Source organism: Pseudochelatococcus lubricantis (assembly GCF_042432495.1).
GTDB classification, from domain to species: domain Bacteria; phylum Pseudomonadota; class Alphaproteobacteria; order Rhizobiales; family Beijerinckiaceae; genus Pseudochelatococcus; species Pseudochelatococcus lubricantis.
In genome coordinates, this window is record NZ_JBHLXC010000006.1 from 308,145 (window position 1) to 328,059 (window position 19,915).

Here is a 19,915-nt window from a genome sequence, read left to right on the forward strand (position 1 = left end):
AATCGCTTTTCGAGTTGAGTGACGAGCCAATGCGTCGACGCAAATCCGGACTGATCTGGGCTTTCGCCACAGCTGCTCCCTGGGCGCTGGCGGGTGGCATGCTGATCTCCTTCACCGCCACGGCCGGGCAGGAGGCGAACTCGGGCATCAGCTTCGCCGGGGTCAGCCGGGGACTGGCGCTCACGGCGGCGGACATCGTGCCGGGCCATACGCGCGCCACCGCCACCATGATCGGCCTGCCCGCGCCCGATCTGGCCCGCGCTCTCCAGCCGGTGCCGCTGGTGCAGGAAAGCGATGCCGAAGTGCAGACGGCCGCGCCGCGCGGCGACCTGAAACGCTATCCCGGCGCGTGGCCGGAGATCATTCGCAGCCGGAAGGGCGATCCGCTCGGGGGCGTCAGTCCGTCCATCAGCCGTCAGGGACACGAGACGGCGCGCACGCGCACCACCGAGGCACAGGCCGTGCTCGGGCGTGACATCCGCCTGCTGCCGCCGACGCTGCTCATGGAAGGTTCCACCGAGATTCCCGCCGTCGAGGACATGTGGGGCATCCAGCCGCTGACGGAGGAAGAGGCCATCGCGACCCAGCTGGCCGTGGCCCCTCGGACCACGCCAGCCTATGTGCGGGCGGGCGGCACGACCATTTTTCTGGGAGATGGCGCGACGCCACCTTCACCGGCCGCGCAGGCGCTCGCTTCCGTCACGCCGGCGCCCGCGGATGCGGTGCCGGTCGAAATCGCCGCCGTGCCGCTGGCGCTGCCGCCCGAGATGGCGGTCGGGCTGCTGACGAAGCGGCCCGCCGCGCCGCCGCCGCGCACGACGATCATCACCAAGGCGCCGCTTGAGGAAACCCCGCTGAGCGACACGCCGCCGCGCTATGCCGACCTCATCGATGCGGATAACACGCAGCGCGAGGCGCAATGCCTGGCAGAGGCCGTGTACTTCGAGGCCCGCGGGGAAACGGAAGCCGGGCAGGCAGCCGTGGCGCAGGTGGTGCTGAACCGCGTGAAAAGCGGCCTTTATCCGAAAAGCGTCTGCGGCGTCGTCTACCAGAACCGCCATCGTTACAAAGGCTGCCAGTTCTCATTCGCCTGCGAGGGGCGCTCGCTGCGCATCACCGACAGGCGTTCCTGGAGCGTGGCCGTGCGTGTGGCCGACCGGGTCGTGGCAGGCCAGATGTACAACGCCGAGGTAGGCGGCGCGACCCATTACCACGCGGACTACGTGCGCCCCTTCTGGGCAAGCAAGCTCAAGAAGATGGACGTCATCGGCCGCCACATCTTCTACAAGCTGCGCCCCGGCCAGACCTGAACGCTGCGTGACCAGAGCGCCAGACGTGCTGATGGAAGCAGACCATGCGCTCCAAGTTTTATATTGACCGCAACTTGCATTCCATCTGATCGGAAGACACTCTATAGCATTTCGACATTTCATTGAAACGCCGAAATGCTATAAGTTTTTGATATTACGCGCTTTCTTCACGCAAACCGGTATCCACTTTGCTTGAAAACGCTTTAGGCAGCGGAAACCTGCCGTTCCTCGCCCTCCAGAAACGGCCGCAGGCGTGTGACATCGGATGCCGCGTAGTCGAGGAACGCCCGTACCCGCACCGACCGGCGCAGGTCCGGATGGGTGAGGAGCCACAGGCTTGTCGAGAAATCCGGATTTGGCGGGGTCAGCCGCCGCAGGGCGGGCTTCGCATCGGCGATGAAACAGGGCAGCGGGCCTATGCCGATGCCGGCCTCCACCGCCTCCGCCAGGCCGAGAACGCTGTTGACGCGGTAGACGGGCTTGCCGGAGGCGGACATCGCATGCGCATAGCGCACCGCTTTCATGGCGCCGAAATGATCGTTCATCGAAACCCAGTCGGCCTGTGCCAGTTCCGCCTCGCCGGGCTGGCGGTCTCCAAAGTCCGCGCGCCGGCCGTACACGGCCCACGCCATGGTGCTGAGCCGCCGCCCCACCAGCGTTTCCGGCGGATTGTCGGTGGCGCGGATGGCGATGTCCGCATCGCGCTTCGAGAGATTGAGCGGCTGGTTCGCCAGCAGGATTTCGAGCTGGATATTCGGATATTCCCTGCGGAAACCGGCGAACAGCGGTGTCAGCAGATGGATCAGCAGGGTGTCGTTGGTGGTGATGCGCAACTCGCCGGCGGGCGAATGCGAACAGCCCATCAGCATCCTGCTCAGCGCCGCGACATCGTCCGCCCAACGTTCCGAGATGGCGAGAATCTCCTCGCCCGGCGGCGTGGGCGTATAGCCGGAGCGGTGGCGCTCGAACAGCTTCACGCCGATCAGCGCCTCCAGATTGGCGAGCCGCCGGAAAACCGTGGAATGATTGACGCCGAGCGCCTCCGCCGCGCCCGTCAGCGAGCCGGATTCACAGATGGCGCGGACCAGCCTGAAATCGTCCCACGACATCCGGCCGACGAAATCGCGGGAAGGTTGGCGCGGTTGTTCCACAACGGTCTCCTGTGCAGGAATCGTCCTTGCTTGCATTGATGCAAGCGGCATTCTGCGCAGATAGCGCTCGCGCTGTCACCCCGAAACGGTATTGTCTGCCCATCCAACATCGAATGGGAGAACGATACCCATGGCTGCCAAAGTCCTTGTCCTTTATTATTCGACCTACGGCCACATCGAAACGCTCGCCTATGCCGTCGCCGAAGGCGCCGCGTCCGAAGGCGCGGAAGTCGTGGTGAAGCGCGTGCCGGAGACTGTGCCGGAAGAAATCGCCCGCAACGCCCATTTCAAGCTCGACCAGAAGGCGCCCGTCGCCACCGTCGAGGAACTGGCCGACTATGACGCCATCATCTTCGGCGCGCCCACGCGCTTCGGTGTGGTCGCCTCGCAGCTTCGCGCCTTCATCGACCAGACCGGCGGGCTGTGGGCCAGGGGCGCCCTCATCGGCAAGGTCGGCGCGGTGTTCACCTCCTCCGCCACCCAGCACGGCGGCCAGGAGTCCACGCTGCTCACCTTCCTGCCCACGCTGCTGCACCACGGTTTCGTGATCGCCGGCCTGCCGTATTCCTTCGGCGGCCAGACGACGCTCGACGGCATCGTCGGCGGCTCGCCCTATGGCGCATCCACGATTGCGGCGAGCGACGGCAGCCGCCAGCCCACGCAGGTGGACCTCGACGGCGCGAAGTTCCAGGGCGCCCATGTCGCCAAGCTCGCGGCCAAGCTGAAGAACTGACGGGCCAGTTGCCCGATTGTTTGCGGAGGCCGGTCTTCGGACCGGCCTTTTTCGTTGGCGCGCGTTATGCGTGAAGTGTCAGGCGGGAAGTATCACGCCGTTCTGGGCGCGGCCGCGCGCCTCAGCCGGTCGTTGATCGCCTCGCCGAGCCCGGTATCGGGAACGGGCGCCACTGCGATGCTGTCGATGCCTGGCCGGTCGAGCGCACGCAGATACGCGAATAGCCGCGCGGCGGCTTCCGCCAGATCGCCGCGCTCGCTGAGGTTGAGACAGGCGGCGGCCTGCTCCGTGCCCGGCAGGGGCGGGCCGAACAGCAGGGCAGCCTCGCCCGGCATAACGTCGCTTGCATGCATGCGCACGGCGGCGCGGGGGGCGTAGTGCGAGCTGAGCTGCCCCGGTGCCACGGGCGCACCCTCGTTTGCGGAAATGCCTACAGCCGGCTCATCCACGGCGAACCCGAGCACGTCGGAAACGGCCTCTCGCGGCACGCCGCCCGGGCGCAACAGCACCGGCCGCTCTCCGAGGCATGCGACGATGGTCGATTCCACGCCCACCTGCGTTTCCCCACCATCAATAACGGCGGCGATGCGCCCGTCGAGATCGCCCAGCACATGGGCCGCGGACGTGGGGCTGACGCGCCCCGACCGGTTGGCGGAAGGGGCGGCGACAGGCACGCCCGCCGCCGCGAGCAGCGCACGGGCAACGGGGTGGGAGGGAACGCGCAGCGCCACGCTGTCGAGCCCGGCGGAAGCGAGATCGCTGATCCGGCAATCGCCGGACTTCGGCACCACCAACGTCAGCGGCCCGGGCCAGAAGGCCTGCGCCAGCCGGCGCGCGGCGTCGCTGAAACGCCCGTCGCGCATCGCGCTCGCGACATCGGGATAATGCGCGATCAGCGGGTTGAAGCGCGGCCGTTCCTTCGCCGCATAGATGGCGGCGACGGCCTCGCCGGAAGTCGCATCCGCGCCGAGACCGTAGACAGTCTCGGTCGGGAAAGCGACGAGCCGCCCAGCCCGCAGCAACGCCGCCGCGCGGGCAATACCTTCCGGGGTCGCCGGCAGCAGCAGGGTGGACGAATCGTCGGATCGGGCCGTCATCGGAGCAGGGCAGGCGCCTAAATGGGCACAAACGTCGCGCCCAACGGCGGGCACGTGAAAAAGTATCGGACAGGCAACGCGATAGCGGAAGTCGCGGCCGCATGCCAGCCCGTCCGCTCCCTCACGTTGACGCCGGCAGGCGCTACGCATAAAGCATCAGCGCGAGGTTGCCAAGCGTGTGCCCCAAGCGGACGCGGCTGGCGGATTCTCGCGCTGGATCGGGATGACTTCTTGCTGCTTCCCGCTCTGTCTCTTTGTTGATGCACGATATTTCCCGGCGGGCGGGCATCGCTTTCCGGGATCGCGTTCCATACGCATGTCCAGATCAGGGGATGATACCGCATGCTGATCGTCTATCGCATCGCTCCCGGTGAGGCGCAACCGCAGAACGTCAGGCTGCAACGGCAGATGCTCGGTTTCGGCGAGCCCATCCCTCCCGATGCCGTATGGATCGACCTCGTCGAGCCGACGCGGGCCGAGGAGGAGCTTGTGGAAAAGACGCTCGGCGTCGAGATGCCCACCCGCGAGGACATGGACGACATCGAACTCTCCGAGCTGCTGTACCACGACAACGGCGCGCGCTACATCACCGTGAAACTGCTCATTTCAGCCGACGACGAACCGGACATGGCCGGCGTCACGTTCGTGCTGAAGGGCAATACGCTCGTCACCGTGCGCTACGACGAGCCGCGCGCCTTTGCGATGTTCGCCTTCCGCGCGTCGAAGCCGGGCGGCACGACCGGCACGGCGGATGCCATCTTCCAGGGGCTGATCGACGCCATCATCGACCGTTCCGCCGAGGTGTTGCAGGCAACGGCGGAGGAAATCAACGTGCTGTCGCGCTCCGTGTTCGAGGAGAAAAGCAAGGCCGCCGGCAAGGGCCACCAGCGGACGCTGCGCGCGCTCGGCCACGCCGGCACCTTCATCGCCATGAGCCGCGAGAGCCTGGTGTCGCTGGAGCGCGCCCTGCTGTTCCTGTCCGCGAGTTACCGCAGCGGCGGGGGCAGCGGCGAACTGCGCAAGGAGCTGCGCACCATCCTGCGCGACATCCAGTCCCTGGAGGAGCACGCCACCTTCCAGTCCGGCAAGATCCAGTTCCTGCTCGATGCGACGCTCGGCCTCGTCAACCTCGAACAGAACAACATCATCAAGCTGTTCTCGGTCATGTCCGTTGTGTTCATGCCGCCCACGCTGATCGCTTCCATCTACGGCATGAACTTTCAGGACATGCCGGAACTCGGCTGGCAGTTCGGCTATCCGGTCGCTATCTTCGTCATGATCATGGCCGCGGTCACGCCCTACTTTTTTTTCCGGTGGAAGGGCTGGTTGTAGGCAGAATTTGTTGCTACTCTGTTCCCATCCTTTCCGGATAGCGTGAGCGATGCTGGTTCATCTTTCGATTCGCGATATCGTCCTGATCGACCGCCTCGACCTCGCGTTCGAGGAGGGGCTGACCGTGCTCACCGGCGAGACGGGGGCGGGCAAGTCGATCCTGCTCGATGCCTTCGCGCTGGCGCTCGGCGGGCGTGGGGATGGCGCGCTGGTTCGCCACGGGCAGGCGCAGGGGCAGGTCACCGCCTCCTTCGAGGTGGCGCCGGAGCACCCCGCGCGCCGCGCCGCGGACGAGTTCTGCGACCCCGGCGACGGGCAGATCATCCTGCGCCGCGTCCAATATGCCGACGGGCGCACGCGCGCCTTCGTCAACGACCGGCCCGTCAGCGTGCAGACGCTGCGCGGCATCGGCGTGCATCTCGTTGAAATCCACGGCCAGCACGACGACCGGGCCCTGACCGATCCGGCCTCGCACCGCGCCATTCTCGACGCGCTGGGGGGCCTGGAGGCGCAGGCGGACGAGGTGGCCGGCGCCTACGGCGCCTATCAGCGCCTGAAGCGGGCGCTCGCCGACCACGCGGCGCGGGTGGAGGCCGCACGCAACGAGGCGGATTTTCTGCGCCACGCGGCGGAGGAACTCGCGCAGCTCGCGCCGGAACCGGGCGAGGAGGAACAGCTTGCGGCGCGCCGCCAGGTGATGATGCAGTCGGAAAAGGTGGCGCGCGAGCTGCGGGAGGCATACGAGAGTGTCGCCGGCAACACCTCGCCCTTGCCGGTGCTGGCGTCGACCGTCCGGCGGCTGGAGCGGCGGGCGGATCAGGCGCCCGCGCTGATCGAACCCTCGGTGAAGGCGCTAGACGAAGCCATCAACGCACTCGAAATCGCCGGCAACGTGCTCGAACAGGCGCTGCGCGACGCCGAGTACGATCCGCGTGAGCTGGAGCAGACGGAAGAGCGCCTGTTCGCCATCCGGGCGGCGGCGCGCAAGTTCAACGTGCTCGCCGACGATCTCGCGGCCCTGCGCGAAAAATTCGAGGCCGACCTTGCGGCGCTCGACGCGGGGGAGGAGCGGCTCGCGAGCCTTGCGGCGGAACTGGCGCAGGCGGAGGCGGCCTATCTCGCGGCGGCGGGCTCCCTGAGCGCGGCGCGGCGGGCGGCGGGCGAAAAGCTCGATGCCGCCGTCAATGGCGAACTGCCGCCGTTGAAGCTGGAGCGGGCGCGCTTCATCACCCGCGTCGACACAGACGAGAACGCGCGCACCGCCGAGGGCTTCGACCGCGTGGAATTCTGGGTGCAGACCAACCCCGGCACGAAACCCGGCGCGATGATGAAAGTGGCCTCCGGCGGCGAGCTGTCGCGCTTCATGCTGGCGCTCAAGGTGGTGCTGGCGGACCGGGGCTCCGCGCCCACGCTCGTGTTCGACGAGATCGATACCGGCGTCGGCGGCGCGGTGGCGGATGCCATCGGCCACCGGCTCGCCCGCCTGTCGCGCGGCGTGCAGGTCATCGCCGTGACGCATGCGCCGCAGGTGGCCGCGCGCGCCCTCACGCATCTGCTGATCGCCAAGCAGGCCGTCGGCGACAGGAGCGCGAACGGCGAGGAGCGTGTCGCGACCCGCGTCGCGCCGCTGGCGCACGACGAGCGGCAGGAGGAGATCGCGCGCATGCTCGCCGGCGCGACCATCACAAGCGAGGCGCGCGCCGCCGCCGTCCGCCTGCTGAAGGGAGCCTGAGCATGGCGTCCGATCTGCGTCCGGTCGACGTGGCCGTCCTGACACCGCGCGAGGCAAAGCGGGAGCATGCGGCGCTGGGCGCGGAAATCGCAGCCCATGACGTGCGCTATTTCAGCGAGGATGCGCCGGTCATTTCGGATGCGGACTACGACGCCCTTCGCCGCCGCTACGATGCGCTCGAAGCGCGCTTTTCGACGCTGCGCGACGCCGAGAGCCTGTCGGTCAAGGTTGGCGCGCGGCCGTCCGAAAAATTCGCCAAGGTGCGCCACAGGGTGCCGATGCTCTCGTTGTCGAACGGCTTTTCGGACGACGATGTGCGCGAGTTCGTCGCCCGCGTGCGCCGTTTTCTCGACTGGCCGGCGGACACGCCGCTCGTCTTCACCGCCGAACCCAAGATAGACGGCCTTTCCTGCAGCCTGCGCTACGAGGGCGGCAGGCTGGTGACCGCCGCGACGCGCGGCGACGGCGAGGAGGGCGAGGACGTGACCGCCAACGCGCTGACGGTGGCGGGCATTCCCCACCAACTGGCGGGCGGCGACGTGCCGGAGGTTATCGAGGTGCGCGGCGAGGTCTATATGCGCCACACCGATTTCGCCGCCCTCAACGCCCGCCAGCTGGAGGCCGGCAAGCCGGTGTTCGCCAATCCGCGCAATGCGGCGGCCGGTTCCCTGCGCCAGCTCGATCCGCAGATCACCGCGGCGCGGCCGCTCGCGTTCTTCGCTTATGCGTGGGGCGAACGCACGGCCCTGCCGGCGGATACGCAATATGGCGTCATCGCCGCTTTCCAGCGCTGGGGCCTGCCGGTCAATCCGCTGATGACGCGCTGCCAGTCGGCCGACGAGCTGCTCGCCCACTACCGCATCATCGAGGCACAGCGCGCCGATCTCGGTTACGACATCGACGGCGTCGTCTACAAGATCGATAGCCTCGCGCTGCAGGAACGCCTCGGCTTCGTCTCACGCAGCCCGCGCTGGGCGCTGGCGCACAAATTCCCGGCCGAGCGAGCGGCCACGACACTGCTCGCCATCGACATCCAGGTGGGACGCACCGGCGTGCTGACGCCCGTCGCCAAGCTCAAACCCGTGACGGTGGGCGGCGTCGTCGTGTCGAACGCGACCCTCCACAACGAAGACGAGATCGCGCGCAAGGACGTGCGCATCGGCGATACCGTCATCGTCCAGCGCGCGGGCGATGTGATCCCGCAGATCATCGGTGTCGTCCCCGAACGCCGCCCGGCGGACGCGCCGCCCTTCGTGTTTCCGGAAGTCTGCCCCGTATGCGGCGCCCACGCGGTACGCGAAACAAATCCGCGCACGGGCCGGCAGGACGTGGCGCGCCGCTGCACCGGCGGCCTCACCTGCGAGGCGCAGGCGGTGGAACGGCTGAAGCACTTCGTCTCGCGCAACGCCTTCGACATCGACGGGCTGGGTGAGAAGCAGATCGAGCTGTTTTTCGCGAAGGGGCTGGTGCACGGCCCGCAGGACATCTTCACCCTGGAGGAGCGCGATTCACAGAACCCGGTCAGCAAGCTGAAGAACTACGAGGGCTTCGGCGAGGTGAGCGTGCGCAACCTCTTCGCCGCCATCGACTCGCGCCGCACGGTGACACTTAACCGCTTCATCTTCGCGCTCGGCATCCGCCATGTCGGCGAGACGACGGCGAAGCTGCTCGCGCGCCATTACGGCAGCTTCGCCGCGTTCCGGCAGGCCGCCCTCGACGCCGGCAGGGGGATATCGGCCGAGGCGCTGAACAACGAAGCCTGGGCGGAACTGACCTCCATCGACGGCATCGGCGAGGTGGTGGCGGACGCCATCGTGCAGTTCTTCGCCGAACCGCACAACATCGAGACGCTCGACGCGCTGCTGGCACGGGTGACGCCTCAGCCGATGGAGGCGACGGTCAGCGACAGCCCCGTGGCGGGCAAGACGGTGGTGTTCACCGGCTCGCTGGAACGCATGACGCGCGAGGAGGCGAAGGCCATGGCGGAACGTTTTGGCGCGAAGGTCGCGGGTTCCGTCTCGGTGAAGACCGATCTCGTCGTCGCCGGCCCGAAGGCGGGATCGAAGCTGGAGCGCGCACGGGCGCTGGGCATCGAAACCATCGACGAGGACGCATGGCTGGCGCTGGTGCAGGCGGGCGCACAGGGCGCGGTGGAGCAGGAGAGCGATATCGCCTCATGAGCTTGCATCCCGGGAACAGGCTCACCATCCTCCGGCCGGCCTCGTCCACGTGGACGGCGTATTCTGACGGTTTCCGCCATGCCGGGCGCCTCCGCTGACCGCTTCGCCGCCTGCGGGCCGGCGGATTTACCGTGGGCGTCTCTCGCCGGCCCGCTGGTCGCCGCCGAGGACATGCTGGCACGCCTTGACGAGCGCCTGCGCGCAGGCGCCGCCGGCGAGGGATGGATCGCCCGTTCGCATTTCGCGGATGCCTGCGCGTCGCTGTGGATCGAGGGAGAACTCGTGGCGCTGGAAGATCTGGTGCTGCATGACGCCGGCATGGATATACATGCCCCGACGCCGCAGTTGATCCGCGCGCGGGCCATCGTCGGCGCGCGCCGCCTCATCGCGGCGCAGCCTTCAGGCTGGGCCCTGTCGCCGGAAGGTTTCGCGCGCCTGCACGGCGAGGGGGAGCGCCCGCAAACCCGCCTGCCGGGGGCGGAAATCGCGGACGCGCGCGCGCCGGAAGCCACGGCCGAAAACGCAGCGCTCGATTCCGCGCTGGCGCTGATCGACGTCGCGCTCGCCCGCTCGGCGCAAGTGCTCGCCGGAGAAGCGCGGGCGGAAGGCGGGATGCGGCGGGAGCCGCTGCCGGCAGCGGACCCGGACGACGCCGCGCAACTGGCCGCATGGCAGCGTATGGCCGCCGTCATGGACGGCCTGCCGCCGGTCATCGCCGCCGGCCTGCTGTGGGATGCGTGGGAGACGGCGCCACCCGTGCGCCGGGGCGCGTGGCTCGGCCGGCAGATCGTGGCGGATTACTTGCGGCAGCGCGGCAAGACGCTGGCGCACCTGCCGTGCCTCAACACGGGCTTGCGCCTTTCCCCGTGGGAGCGGCGGCGCTCGCCCGACCGCGCGACGCGGCTCGCCGCGTGGTGCGAGGCCGTGCGCGCCTGCGCGGCGGCGGGCCTGCGCGAACACGACCGCCTGACGCTGGCGATCAGCCTGCTGGAGCGCAAGTGCGCCAACCGGCGCACGACATCGCGGCTGCCGGCGCTGATCGCGCTGGCAACGCGCCGGCCGCTGGTGACGGCGGGCACGGTGGCGCAGGCGCTCGCCGTTTCCCCGCGCGCGGCACAGGGTCTGATCGCCGAACTCGGACTGCGCGAGACGACCGGCCGCGGAAGGTATCGCGCATGGGCGTTGTGACAGTTTCCGTGCGATGCAACAATTGTAGTACGGGGGCCGCTTGACGACACATGCCCGTCATGGTTGTCATGCAAAACGTCGACCGTGCAAATAGTTGCCATTGTTACAAGCATTCTATCGTTGACGTGGCTCATGGCGCGACGGGTCGGAAGATGGCTTCGCTTGTTTCCGTTTCAACGGCTGGAGAGTAGACATGAAAGAGGCAATCACGCCGCAGGCGGCTGCGGAGTTGATCCCGGACGGCGCCGTTCTGGCGATCGGCGGTTTCATGGGCGTCGGCACGCCGCACCGTATCGTCGATGCGCTTGTGGAGGCCGGCCGCAAGAATTTTACCGTGATCGGCAATGACGCCGGGCGTCCCGATTTCGGTATCGGCCGCCTCGTGCACGCGCACGCGGTGTCGAAGCTCATCGTGTCGCATATCGGCCTCAACCCCGAAGCGCAGAAGCAGATGATCGACGGCGAGATGGTCATCGATCTGGCGCCGCAGGGCACGCTGGCGGAGCAGCTTCGGGCGGCCGGCTACGGACTCGGCGGCGTGCTGACGAAGACGGCTCTCGGCACCATCGAGGCCGAGGGCAAGCGCGTCATCGAGATCGACGGCGAGGAGTGGCTCTACGAGCCGCCGCTGAGAGCCGACTTCGCGCTCATCCACTCCGACCAGGCTGACTACGTGGGCAACCTCACGTACCAGCTGACGGCGACGAACTTCAACCCGATCATGGCGATGGCGGCCGACACCGTCATCTGCGAACCGCGCGAGATCGTCCCAGTCGGCGTGATTCCGCCGGACGCCGTGCGCACGCCCGGCGTGCTCGTCAACTATCTGATCAAGAGGGCCTGAGCATGGACGCCTTGGAAATCATCCAGCGCCGCGTGGCGCGTGAACTCAAACCCGGCTCGCTCGTCAACCTCGGCATCGGCCTGCCCACCGGCGTGTCGCGCTATGTGCCGGCGGAACTCTCCGTCTTCTTCCAGTCGGAAAACGGCATCATCGGCATGGGCGCCCGCCCGCCGGAGGGCATGGAGGACGAAGACCTGACCGACGCTGGCGGCGGCTACGTTTCCGCCCTGCCGGGCGCGGCTACCATCGACAGCGCGGTCTCCTTCGGCCTGATCCGCGGCGGCCACGTCGAAGCCACCGTGCTCGGCGGGCTTGAGGTGGACGAGAACGGCCAGCTCGCCAACTGGGTGGTGCCGGGCAAGATGGTGCCGGGCATGGGCGGCGCGATGGACCTCGTGACCGGCGCGCGGCGCGTCATCGTCGCCATGCAGCACACGGCGCGCGGCCGGCCGAAGATCGTGCCCAAATGCACCCTGCCGCTGACCTCGCTGCGCCGCGTGACGCTGATCGTCACGGAACTCGCGGTGATCGAGCCCACCGACGATGGCCTCGTCCTGCGCGAGCGCGCGCCGGGCATCGTGGTCGACACCATCGTCGAGAACACGACGGCGAAGATCCACGTGCCGGAATACGTGCCCGAAATGGTGCTTTCCGTGCGCACGCTCGAAGAGGCGAGCGCCGCCGCAGCCTGATCGGCTGTCTTTCGCCTGACTTTCCGGGGGCGCGGCGCCGGCCGCAGCCCCCGTTTGCATCCGGCGGCCCATTGTCGCGCACCGGATGCCCTTCAAACGGACGGCTTGTAAGCCGCGTCGTCTTTCCGGTACCCTAGAAGCCAGATGTCATGCGATTCCCGTTCCGGCGGGCGGGAACGGGGATGCAGTGCCTGTGTCCGCAAAATCATAAGGGGAACCGTAATGCGCCGTCTTACCGTTGCAGCCTCTGTCGCTCTTGCGGCAGCGCTCGCCGCCTTGCCGCTCGCCACGCCGGCGTCGGCCAAGGAATGGAAAACCATTCGCATCGCTACCGAAGGCGCTTATCCGCCTTTCAACTACACGGATTCGTCCGGCAAGGTCGCCGGCTTCGAGATCGATCTCGCGCAGGCCATCTGCGAGAAGGCGAACGTAACCTGCACCTTCCAGGCGCAGGATTGGGACGGCATCCTGCCGGCGCTGCTCGCGGGCCGCTATGACGCGGTGTTCGCTTCCATGTCGATCACCGAGGAGCGCAAGAAGCAGGTGGCCTTCACGAAGCCCTACCTCGTGCTGCGCCCCAGCGTCGCGGTCGCGAAGGATTCGCCCCTCAAGGACGCCTCGCCCGAAAGCCTGAAGGGCAAGGTGCTGGGCGTGCAGTCGTCGACCATCCACACGAATTACGCGGAAGGCGTCTACAAGGACGCCGACATCCGTCTCTATCCCAAGCAGGACGAGGCCAACACCGATCTCGCCGGCGGGCGCATCGATGCCACGATGGCAGACAAGCCCACGATCATGGATTTCCTGCGCAGCAAGGAAGGGCAGGCGTGCTGCAAGCTGCTGGCAGACCTCGACAATGTTCTCGAGTACCATGGCGAGGGCATCGGCGCGGCGCTGCGCAAGGAAGACAGCGATCTGAAGGCGTTGCTCGACAAGGCGATCGACGAGGTGCACGCCGATGGCACCTTCGCGCGGATCGCGGCGAAGTACTTCGACTACAAGCTCGACTGATCGTGACACCGCCGGGGAGGGCCTTGCGCCCCCGCGGCTGTATTTCCTGCGGGAATCCCTGAGGAATTCGGGCTTCCCGGCTGGACATGGGCGCCGTTTTGCGGTTTGACAGCGGCTATCATTTTCAAGCCGCACGGATTTCCCAGGCGGTCGAGACGGTTGACGATCCAATGACGCACACGCGGGGGCGGACGCAGGGGGCGTGCTTATGCCGGCGTCCGAGTTGCTGAGCCTGCTATCGTTCGGCGAGGGGGGATGGGGCGACGAGCTTCTGAAGGGGGCGCTGCTTACGCTGGCGCTCGCACTCGTCACTTTTCCATTCGGCATCATGTTCGGCTTTCTGCTGGCGCTGGCGCAGCGCTCCGGCGGCAGAATCACGCGCGGCGCTTCCGTTGCGTTCGCGTGGGTGTTCAAGGGCCTGCCGGAGCTGCTGACGCTGTTCCTCGTGTTCTACGGCGCGCAGATCGCGCTCCGGCAACTGTTCGCGGCCGTGGCGCCGGGCGTCGTCGTGGAAATACCGGCCTTCGCCGCGGGCGTCGTCGCGCTGGGCGTGGTCAACGCATCCTACGCGAGCGAGGTGTGGCTCGGCGCCTTCACAGCGATTCCGCAAGGCCAGTATGCCGCCGCCGCCGCGCTCGGTCTGTCGCGCAGACTGACGCTGCGCCTCGTCATCTTCCCGCAACTGCTGCGCCACGCCTTGCCTGGCATCGGCAACCTGTGGATGGTGCTGCTGAAGGATACCTCGCTCGTATCCGTGATCTCGCTGACCGAGCTGATGCGCATGACGCAGGTCGCGGCGGGCACGACGAAGCAGTATTTTCTGTTCTACATCACCGCCTTCGTTGTCTACCTGTTGATCTCCGCCGTTTCCGGCGAGCTTTTCGCGCACCTCGAACGGCGCAGTGCGCGCGGACGGGAGCGGGACGCATGACGGATCTCATCCCGACCCTCACCGGCTGGCTGCACGCGGTGCTGACGCAGGCGCTCGGCGTGCTGTTCACGCCGTTCGGCAGTCCGGAACTCTGGGAACGCTACGGCGGGCGCATCGTGTCCGGCCTCGGCATCACGGTGCAGATCGTCGTCATCACCTGCAGCCTCGGCGCGGTGCTGGGGCTTGCATCGTCCCTCGCGCTGCTGTCCCGCAGGCGCTGGCTGCGCGCGCCGTTCCGCGCATTCAGCTATTCGCTGCGCGGCACGCCGCTGCTGGTGCAGCTCTTCCTCGTCTATTATGGCGGCCTGCAATTTCGCGGAACGCTTGAAACACTCGGCGTCTGGTGGATTTTTCGCGAGGCGTGGTATTGCGTGCTGCTCACCTACACACTGAATACGGCGGCCTACCAGGCGGAGATTTTCCGTGGCGCGATCAAATCCGTGCCCACCGGGCAATGGGAAGCCGCCCGGGCGCTCGGCATTGGCTACTGGCCAGCGTTCCGGCTCGTGGTTCTGCCGCAGGCCATGATCGTGGCGCTGCGGCCGCTCGGCAACGAGGTGGTGCTGATGGTCAAGGCCAGCGCGCTCGCCGCCCTCGTCACCATCTTCGACCTGATGGGCGAGGCGCGCTATGCCTATTCGCGCACTTACGACTTCAACGTCTATATCTACGCCGCCGTACTCTACCTGGTGCTGGTGGAAATCACCCGCCGCGTCTGGCTGCGCTTCGAGCGCCGGCTGACACGCCACATGCTGGAAATCGCGCAACCACCCGGATAATGTGATTTTTAATCAATAGCTTACACAAAATTTTGTTGAAAGTAGTTGAGCAGACGAGGCAAGGATGATGGCCGATCAGTCGGGTCGGCCAATATCCCTTGGCATCACGATGCCGGGCCGGTGGCGACCGGCAGATCCTCGCGCGAGCCCCAATCCGCCCACGATCCATCGTAAAGCGCCGTCACGGGCTTGCCCAACGTGTGGAGGCCGAGCGCCAGCACCGCTGCCGTGACGCCGGAGCCGCAGGTGACGACGACCGGCCTGTCGGTATCCACGCCAGCCTGTGCGAAGGCCCGGGCAATTTCTTCCGGGCGCCTGAGCTGCCCGTCGTTGACGATCTCGCTGAAGGGCAGGTTCCGGCTACCCGGAATGTGGCCGTTGCGCAGGCCCGGGCGGGGCTCCGGCACATCTCCCCGGAAGCGGGGTGCGCCGCGTGCGTCAACGACCTGGGCGGATGCCCGATCGAGATAGGTGCGCACGCCCTCGGCATCGATCACCGCCTCAAGCGCCGGCTTCACCGCGAAGGCCGCCGGCTGGCGCGTCACGCTGCCTGCCTCGACCGGCAGCCCCTCCGCCTGCCAGCGTGGAAAGCCACCGTCGAGCACAAAGACGTTTTCCACGCCGAAATGACGGAAGGTCCACCATACGCGCGCAGCCGAAAACAGGCCCGCGCCGTCGTAGACAACGATGATATCCTTGTCGGAAATGCCAAGTTCGCCGACGCGCGCGGCGAAATCCGGCGCTGATGGCAGCATATGGGGCAGGGGCGAGGCGCGATCGCTGAGGGCGTCGATGTCGAAACGAACGGTGCCGGGAATGTGCGCCCTGAGATAGTCCGCCTGCGGGTCGCGATTCTCCGCGGGCAGATACCACGATCCGTCGACCGTTACGACGGCGGGATCGGCGGCACTGCCGGCGAGGCCGAGCTTTTCGGCGAGCCATTGCGGAGAAACGAGCGGCGACGACATATGTTGCTCCCGGGAATGCGCGGAGGGCGAACCCGTTGTCCGCCGCCCCCGGGAGTCATTGTGCGCAAGCGCGCGCCGTCACGCAAGCACCAATAATTGTTACTCGATATACCTGATATAAAGCTCTACCGTGGCGCCAGTACCATGGTCATCTGGCGGCCTTCGAGCTGCGGCTCGCTCTCCACCTTGGCGGTTTCGAGCACATCGTTCTTGACGCGCAGCATCAGCTTGTAGCCGAGATCCTGATGCGCCATCTCGCGACCACGAAAGCGCAAGGTTACCTTGACCTTGTCGCCTTCCTCGAAGAAGCGCTGCATCGCCCGCATCTTGACGTTATAGTCGTTGTCATCGATGCCGGGGCGGAGCTTGATCTCCTTCACCTCGACGGTCTTCTGCTTCTTGCGGGCCTCGGCGGCCTTCTTCTGCTCCAGAAACTTGAACTTGCCGTAATCGAGCAGCTTACAGACGGGGGGGGTCGAGTTGGGAGCTATCTCGACGAGGTCCAGTCCCGCTTCCTCGGCCATGCGCAGGGCGTCGAAGAACGATACGACCCCGCGATTCTGGCCCTCTTCATCGATAAGTTGAACTTCACGAACGCCACGGATGTCTCTGTTGGCGCGCGGCCCTTCCTTCTGCGGAACCGCAAGCGATCTCATGGGGCGGCGAATGGCTGATCTCTCCTGATTGACGCCGGACAGCGATGGGCACCTCCCGGATCAAACCGAAAAAATCAACTGCCCTCCTGCCACGACGCACTGCCTCGATGACGGGAACATTTGCATAAAGTACCACAATGTCAATAGCATCCGGCCACATCACGACACGAAAATGACGACCTGTGTCAACCCTGCGGCGTGCGCTGCCTGCCGGCCAGCAGGGCGGCATAGACGCCAAGCGTCTCATTAACCATGTATTCCAGCGAGAAATGCGACTCGACGTGCCGGCGCGCACGCGCGGTCAGCGACTGACGGGCGGAGGCGCCGAGCAGCAGCACCTCCGCAACGGCGGCGGCCAGGGCTGGCGCGTCGCCGGCGGGCACGCGCCAGCCGGTCCGTTGCTGGGGCGCGACGTCCGGCGGGCTCAGCACGGTTTCCGGCACCGCACCGAGATCGGAGACGATGACCGGCGTTCCCATGGCCTGCGCTTCCACCGCCACCCGCCCGAAGGCTTCCGGCTCGGTCGACGGCACGACGACGACGGACGCGGCCTGAAAGGCGGCTGGCATGTCCGTGCAATGGCCGACGCGGCGCACGACGTCCGTCAGGCCGAGGCGCGCGATGTCCTTGTCGAGCTGGCGTACGTAGCCATCGCGCCCCTGCGGGTCGCCGGCGAGGATGAAGACCACGTCCGCAAGCGCGTCGCGATGGGCTTGCCCGTCGTGCAGGAGGTGCGCCGCCTCGATCAGTACGCGCTGCCCTTTCCATGCGGTGAGGCGTGCGGCGAGCAGCACGATCCGCTGGTGCGGCGCGGTCTGCCATTGCTTGCGCAGCGCCTCGACTCGCTCCGGCGCCACCCTGTCGGGCTGGTATTGCGTGAGATCCGTGCCACGGTGAATGACCTTCACACGCCCGGCTGCAACCGGATGCGCGGCCTCGATGAGACCCGCGGTGTAGCGCGAATTGGCGATGACCACGTCGCCGCGCGCCATGACGGAATTGTACAGCACCTTGACGGAGGACTTGCCCGAATAGCTGCCGTGATAGGTCGTGACGAACGGCAGGCCGAGCACCCTTGCCGCCATCAGCGCCACCCAGGCCGGCGCGCGGGAGCGGGCGTGGAGCAGCTCGACGCCCTCCTGTCGGCAAAGGCGGGCCAGTTTGCGCGCGTTGAAGGCCATCGCGACAGGGTTCTTGCTACGGGCCGGGAAGGGCACCCAGACGCCGCCATTGGCCTGCAGCTCGCCCACCAGCCGGCCGCCTTCCGTCGCGACCAGCGCGCGCGCACCGGCTTCCGCAAGGCCGGCGGCGATATCGACCGTGGTGCGCTCCGCCCCGCCGGCCTCCAGATCGGGAATGATCTGCAAGACCGTGCGGCCGTACAGCGGGTGCGTCGTCGTCGCGGACAGGCCACGGGATACATTCGGTCGGAGAGCGCCCGGTCGCATCGACAGGTTCACCAATGGTAAGAGTAGGCGGAAAGATTCGTACAATAGCCATGCTGACAGCGGAGTTATGTAAAGTGAACCAGCCGAACGCGCAATTTTTCATTAACGAAACCGCTACCGGCGGTCGTCGTCTGGCTTATCTGCCGCGCGAGGGGCGGTCGCCGACCGTCGTCTGGCTCGGCGGCTTCCGCTCGGACATGCGCGCCACCAAGGCCGCAGCGCTCGACGACTGGGCGCAGCGAAGCGGGCAGGCCTTCCTGCGTTTCGACTATTCGGGACACGGCGAATCCGACGGGCGATTCGAGGAGGGCACCATTTCGGACTGGCTGTCGGATGCAGTGAGCATCATCCGCGCCAGGGCCGGCACGCGGCCGGTGTTCGTCGGTTCCTCCATGGGCGGCTGGCTCTCGCTGCTTGCCGCGCGCACGCTTGCGGGAACGGACAGCGCGCCTTCCGCGCTGGTGCTGATCGCGCCCGCCGTCGATTTCACCGACAAGCTGATGTGGGCCGCCATGAGCGAAAGCGACCGGCGCACCGTTACGGAAAGCGGCCGTCTGCTGGTGCCTTCGGCCTATGGCGAGCCTTATCCGATCACCCGGGCGCTGATTGAGGACGGCGCGCGCCACAACCTGTTCGGCGCGCCCATCGCCCCCGGCTGCCCGGTGCATATCCTGCAGGGCATGCAGGACCCGGATGTGCCGTGGCGCCACGCGCTGGAACTCGTGGAGCACCTGCCGGGCGAGGCGACGACCGTGACCTTCATCAAGGACGGCGATCACCGGCTCTCGCGCCCGCAGGATATCGCTCTGCTGGTGGCGACCGTCGCTGGAGCCGTTTCCGCCTGAAAAACAATGCCGCCGCAGGAGAACCCGCGGCGGCATATGAATATCACCCGGTAAGATACTGAATTAGTGGACGTTCACTGCCTCAAGATCGTGCGCCCAGGCGTTGGCGATGGCAGCATCGCGCGAGTCGGTGACGACTATGGGCGTGCCGTCCGCCGCGAGCAGGGCGAAGAGCTTGAGGCCCGGCTTGATGGCGGGCGCATCGGGGAACAGCTTCTTCACGTCCTCGGAACGGATGGACCGCAGGTAGGCTATCTTGCCGCCGCCAGCGAGGCCGAAAGCCCGCACGTCGGTCGCGTCGCCGTCGAATTCAAAGGAACCATTGATCATATCGCACTCTCCTTCAGAAGCAGTCGCGAGTCTTGGCCGCGATCAATCGCGCGCCAGAATATCAATCCGCCGGACGATGCGCTGGGCCTCGGGCCTGACCAGATCGATCGACAGGAGCCCGTTAGCGAGGTCGGCCCCCAACACCTCCATGCCGTCCGCCAGAAGGAACGACCGCTGGAATTGCCGCGCCGCGATGCCACGGTGCAGGAACTGGCGGCCCTTATCCTCAGTCTGACGGCCTCTGATTACAAGCTGGTTTTCCTCCAGCGTAATTTCAAGCTGCTCGCGCGTGAATCCTGCGACGGCCAGCGTGATGCGCAGGCGGTCCGGCGTGTTACCTTCGCCGGCGATGCGCTCGATATTGTAGGGAGGATAACCGTCGCTCGCGGCCTTGGCGACCCTGTCGAGCGCGCGCTCGATCTCGTCGAAGCCAAGGAGGAACGGCGAGGACAACGATGGCATGCGTGACATATCCGAAGCCCTTTTTGGCACTTCGTTTCGGAACACTCCCGCACAGGCCCGCCGATGCAGCACCTATCCGGAAACAGCTTGAAACGACATATGACCCCTCGCCAGGCGCCGGTCAAGAGGCGGCCCGCCCGCCCGCAGGGGCAGGAGACGCCGGAAAATGGCGCTTGCCTCCATGCGAGAATATATATAAATATATCTTTATATGATTTTTGCAGTT

19 protein-coding genes are annotated in these 19,915 nt (G+C 66.8%); 12 read left to right on the top strand and 7 right to left on the bottom strand.

The genetic code is table 11. From position 1 onward, the window contains the following. The first annotated feature begins 29 nt into the window (after window positions 1–29). Window positions 30–1,310 carry a cell wall hydrolase gene (locus ACFFJ7_RS12170; RefSeq protein ID WP_377592624.1) on the top strand — a complete coding sequence of 427 codons (1,281 nt, stop codon included), beginning with the start codon at window positions 30–32 and terminating at the stop codon, window positions 1,308–1,310. A gap of 203 nt (window positions 1,311–1,513) precedes the next feature. Here the strand turns inward: ACFFJ7_RS12170 and ACFFJ7_RS12175 are convergent, their stop codons facing one another. Next, window positions 1,514–2,461, bottom strand: a complete 948-nt coding sequence (locus tag ACFFJ7_RS12175) for a LysR family transcriptional regulator (protein WP_343042531.1) — start codon at window positions 2,459–2,461, stop codon at window positions 1,514–1,516. Between the two features lie 130 nt (window positions 2,462–2,591). Between ACFFJ7_RS12175 and wrbA the strand changes: the two genes are divergently transcribed. Beyond that, window positions 2,592–3,194 (top strand): NAD(P)H:quinone oxidoreductase, encoded by a 603-nt coding sequence (gene wrbA / locus ACFFJ7_RS12180; protein WP_377592627.1) that lies wholly within the window; start codon window positions 2,592–2,594, stop codon window positions 3,192–3,194. A 92-nt stretch (window positions 3,195–3,286) separates the two neighbouring features. Here the strand turns inward: wrbA and ACFFJ7_RS12185 are convergent, their stop codons facing one another. Further along, window positions 3,287–4,291, bottom strand: coding sequence for an L-threonylcarbamoyladenylate synthase (locus ACFFJ7_RS12185; protein WP_377592629.1), 1,005 nt, complete (start codon window positions 4,289–4,291; stop codon window positions 3,287–3,289). Window positions 4,292–4,633: 342 nt separating this feature from the next. On the opposite strand from ACFFJ7_RS12185, the gene corA reads away from it, so the two are divergent. The 9 genes from corA (at window position 4,634) to ACFFJ7_RS12230 (ending at window position 14,980) form a co-directional block, all read left to right on the top strand. Continuing rightward, window positions 4,634–5,623 carry a magnesium/cobalt transporter CorA gene (corA, locus tag ACFFJ7_RS12190; protein WP_166950829.1) on the top strand — a complete coding sequence of 330 codons (990 nt, stop codon included), beginning with the start codon at window positions 4,634–4,636 and terminating at the stop codon, window positions 5,621–5,623. 49 nt (window positions 5,624–5,672) lie between these two features. After that, on the top strand, window positions 5,673–7,355 hold the full coding sequence (gene recN, locus ACFFJ7_RS12195) for a DNA repair protein RecN (RefSeq protein ID WP_166950825.1): 1,683 nt from the start codon (window positions 5,673–5,675) through the stop codon (window positions 7,353–7,355). 2 nt (window positions 7,356–7,357) lie between these two features. Continuing rightward, a complete protein-coding gene (ligA, locus tag ACFFJ7_RS12200) occupies window positions 7,358–9,535 on the top strand; it encodes an NAD-dependent DNA ligase LigA (RefSeq protein WP_377592632.1) in 2,178 nt (725 codons plus the stop codon). A gap of 78 nt (window positions 9,536–9,613) precedes the next feature. Continuing rightward, a complete protein-coding gene (locus ACFFJ7_RS12205) occupies window positions 9,614–10,723 on the top strand; it encodes an RHE_PE00001 family protein (protein ID WP_377592635.1) in 1,110 nt (369 codons plus the stop codon). A gap of 193 nt (window positions 10,724–10,916) precedes the next feature. Further along, window positions 10,917–11,567 (top strand): CoA transferase subunit A, encoded by a 651-nt coding sequence (locus ACFFJ7_RS12210; protein WP_166950805.1) that lies wholly within the window; start codon window positions 10,917–10,919, stop codon window positions 11,565–11,567. 2 nt (window positions 11,568–11,569) lie between these two features. Next, the gene (locus tag ACFFJ7_RS12215; protein WP_166950803.1) at window positions 11,570–12,259 is read left to right on the top strand and encodes a 3-oxoacid CoA-transferase subunit B; all 690 of its coding nucleotides are present in this window, start codon (window positions 11,570–11,572) and stop codon (window positions 12,257–12,259) included. Window positions 12,260–12,481: 222 nt separating this feature from the next. Then, window positions 12,482–13,270 (top strand): transporter substrate-binding domain-containing protein, encoded by a 789-nt coding sequence (locus ACFFJ7_RS12220; RefSeq protein ID WP_166950801.1) that lies wholly within the window; start codon window positions 12,482–12,484, stop codon window positions 13,268–13,270. A gap of 208 nt (window positions 13,271–13,478) precedes the next feature. Continuing rightward, window positions 13,479–14,201 (top strand): ABC transporter permease, encoded by a 723-nt coding sequence (locus tag ACFFJ7_RS12225; RefSeq protein WP_166950799.1) that lies wholly within the window; start codon window positions 13,479–13,481, stop codon window positions 14,199–14,201. Continuing rightward, the gene (locus ACFFJ7_RS12230) at window positions 14,198–14,980 is read left to right on the top strand and encodes an ABC transporter permease (RefSeq protein WP_166950798.1); all 783 of its coding nucleotides are present in this window, start codon (window positions 14,198–14,200) and stop codon (window positions 14,978–14,980) included. Before ACFFJ7_RS12225 ends, ACFFJ7_RS12230 begins: the two co-directional genes overlap by 4 nt. A gap of 104 nt (window positions 14,981–15,084) precedes the next feature. Here ACFFJ7_RS12230 and sseA read toward each other — a convergent pair whose 3' ends face one another. The 3 genes from sseA to ACFFJ7_RS12245 form a co-directional block, all read right to left on the bottom strand. After that, window positions 15,085–15,948 carry a 3-mercaptopyruvate sulfurtransferase gene (gene sseA, locus ACFFJ7_RS12235; protein ID WP_377592639.1) on the bottom strand — a complete coding sequence of 288 codons (864 nt, stop codon included), beginning with the start codon at window positions 15,946–15,948 and terminating at the stop codon, window positions 15,085–15,087. Window positions 15,949–16,073: 125 nt separating this feature from the next. Beyond that, a complete protein-coding gene (gene infC, locus ACFFJ7_RS12240; RefSeq protein WP_166950796.1) occupies window positions 16,074–16,604 on the bottom strand; it encodes a translation initiation factor IF-3 in 531 nt (176 codons plus the stop codon). A gap of 185 nt (window positions 16,605–16,789) precedes the next feature. Next, entirely contained in the window at window positions 16,790–18,052 is a 1,263-nt protein-coding gene (locus tag ACFFJ7_RS12245) for a glycosyltransferase family 4 protein (RefSeq protein ID WP_377592642.1), read from the bottom strand. 74 nt (window positions 18,053–18,126) lie between these two features. Here ACFFJ7_RS12245 and ACFFJ7_RS12250 point away from each other — a divergent pair, with 74 nt between their 5' ends. Further along, a complete protein-coding gene (locus ACFFJ7_RS12250; protein WP_377592644.1) occupies window positions 18,127–18,897 on the top strand; it encodes an alpha/beta hydrolase in 771 nt (256 codons plus the stop codon). Between the two features lie 63 nt (window positions 18,898–18,960). Here the strand turns inward: ACFFJ7_RS12250 and ACFFJ7_RS12255 are convergent, their stop codons facing one another. After that, on the bottom strand, window positions 18,961–19,227 hold the full coding sequence (locus ACFFJ7_RS12255; protein WP_166950793.1) for a BQ00720 family protein: 267 nt from the start codon (window positions 19,225–19,227) through the stop codon (window positions 18,961–18,963). A 42-nt stretch (window positions 19,228–19,269) separates the two neighbouring features. Next, window positions 19,270–19,698, bottom strand: coding sequence for an Hsp20 family protein (locus tag ACFFJ7_RS12260; RefSeq protein ID WP_166950792.1), 429 nt, complete (start codon window positions 19,696–19,698; stop codon window positions 19,270–19,272). Between the last annotated feature and the right edge of the window lie 217 nt (window positions 19,699–19,915).

Coding starts and splice junctions, on each gene's coding strand:
- ACFFJ7_RS12255 (WP_166950793.1), bottom strand. CDS start 19,227: ATGATCAATGGTTCCTTTGAATTCGACGGCGACGCGACCGACGTGCGG.
- ACFFJ7_RS12225 (WP_166950799.1), top strand. CDS start 13,479: ATGCCGGCGTCCGAGTTGCTGAGCCTGCTATCGTTCGGCGAGGGGGGA.
- ACFFJ7_RS12220 (WP_166950801.1), top strand. CDS start 12,482: ATGCGCCGTCTTACCGTTGCAGCCTCTGTCGCTCTTGCGGCAGCGCTC.
- ACFFJ7_RS12170 (WP_377592624.1), top strand. CDS start 30: ATGCGTCGACGCAAATCCGGACTGATCTGGGCTTTCGCCACAGCTGCT.
- ACFFJ7_RS12205 (WP_377592635.1), top strand. CDS start 9,614: ATGCCGGGCGCCTCCGCTGACCGCTTCGCCGCCTGCGGGCCGGCGGAT.
- ACFFJ7_RS12260 (WP_166950792.1), bottom strand. CDS start 19,698: ATGTCACGCATGCCATCGTTGTCCTCGCCGTTCCTCCTTGGCTTCGAC.
- wrbA (WP_377592627.1), top strand. CDS start 2,592: ATGGCTGCCAAAGTCCTTGTCCTTTATTATTCGACCTACGGCCACATC.
- ACFFJ7_RS12230 (WP_166950798.1), top strand. CDS start 14,198: ATGACGGATCTCATCCCGACCCTCACCGGCTGGCTGCACGCGGTGCTG.
- infC (WP_166950796.1), bottom strand. CDS start 16,604: ATGAGATCGCTTGCGGTTCCGCAGAAGGAAGGGCCGCGCGCCAACAGA.
- ACFFJ7_RS12215 (WP_166950803.1), top strand. CDS start 11,570: ATGGACGCCTTGGAAATCATCCAGCGCCGCGTGGCGCGTGAACTCAAA.
- recN (WP_166950825.1), top strand. CDS start 5,673: ATGCTGGTTCATCTTTCGATTCGCGATATCGTCCTGATCGACCGCCTC.
- ACFFJ7_RS12185 (WP_377592629.1), bottom strand. CDS start 4,291: ATGACGGCCCGATCCGACGATTCGTCCACCCTGCTGCTGCCGGCGACC.
- corA (WP_166950829.1), top strand. CDS start 4,634: ATGCTGATCGTCTATCGCATCGCTCCCGGTGAGGCGCAACCGCAGAAC.
- ligA (WP_377592632.1), top strand. CDS start 7,358: ATGGCGTCCGATCTGCGTCCGGTCGACGTGGCCGTCCTGACACCGCGC.
- ACFFJ7_RS12245 (WP_377592642.1), bottom strand. CDS start 18,052: ATGCGACCGGGCGCTCTCCGACCGAATGTATCCCGTGGCCTGTCCGCG.
- ACFFJ7_RS12210 (WP_166950805.1), top strand. CDS start 10,917: ATGAAAGAGGCAATCACGCCGCAGGCGGCTGCGGAGTTGATCCCGGAC.
- sseA (WP_377592639.1), bottom strand. CDS start 15,948: ATGTCGTCGCCGCTCGTTTCTCCGCAATGGCTCGCCGAAAAGCTCGGC.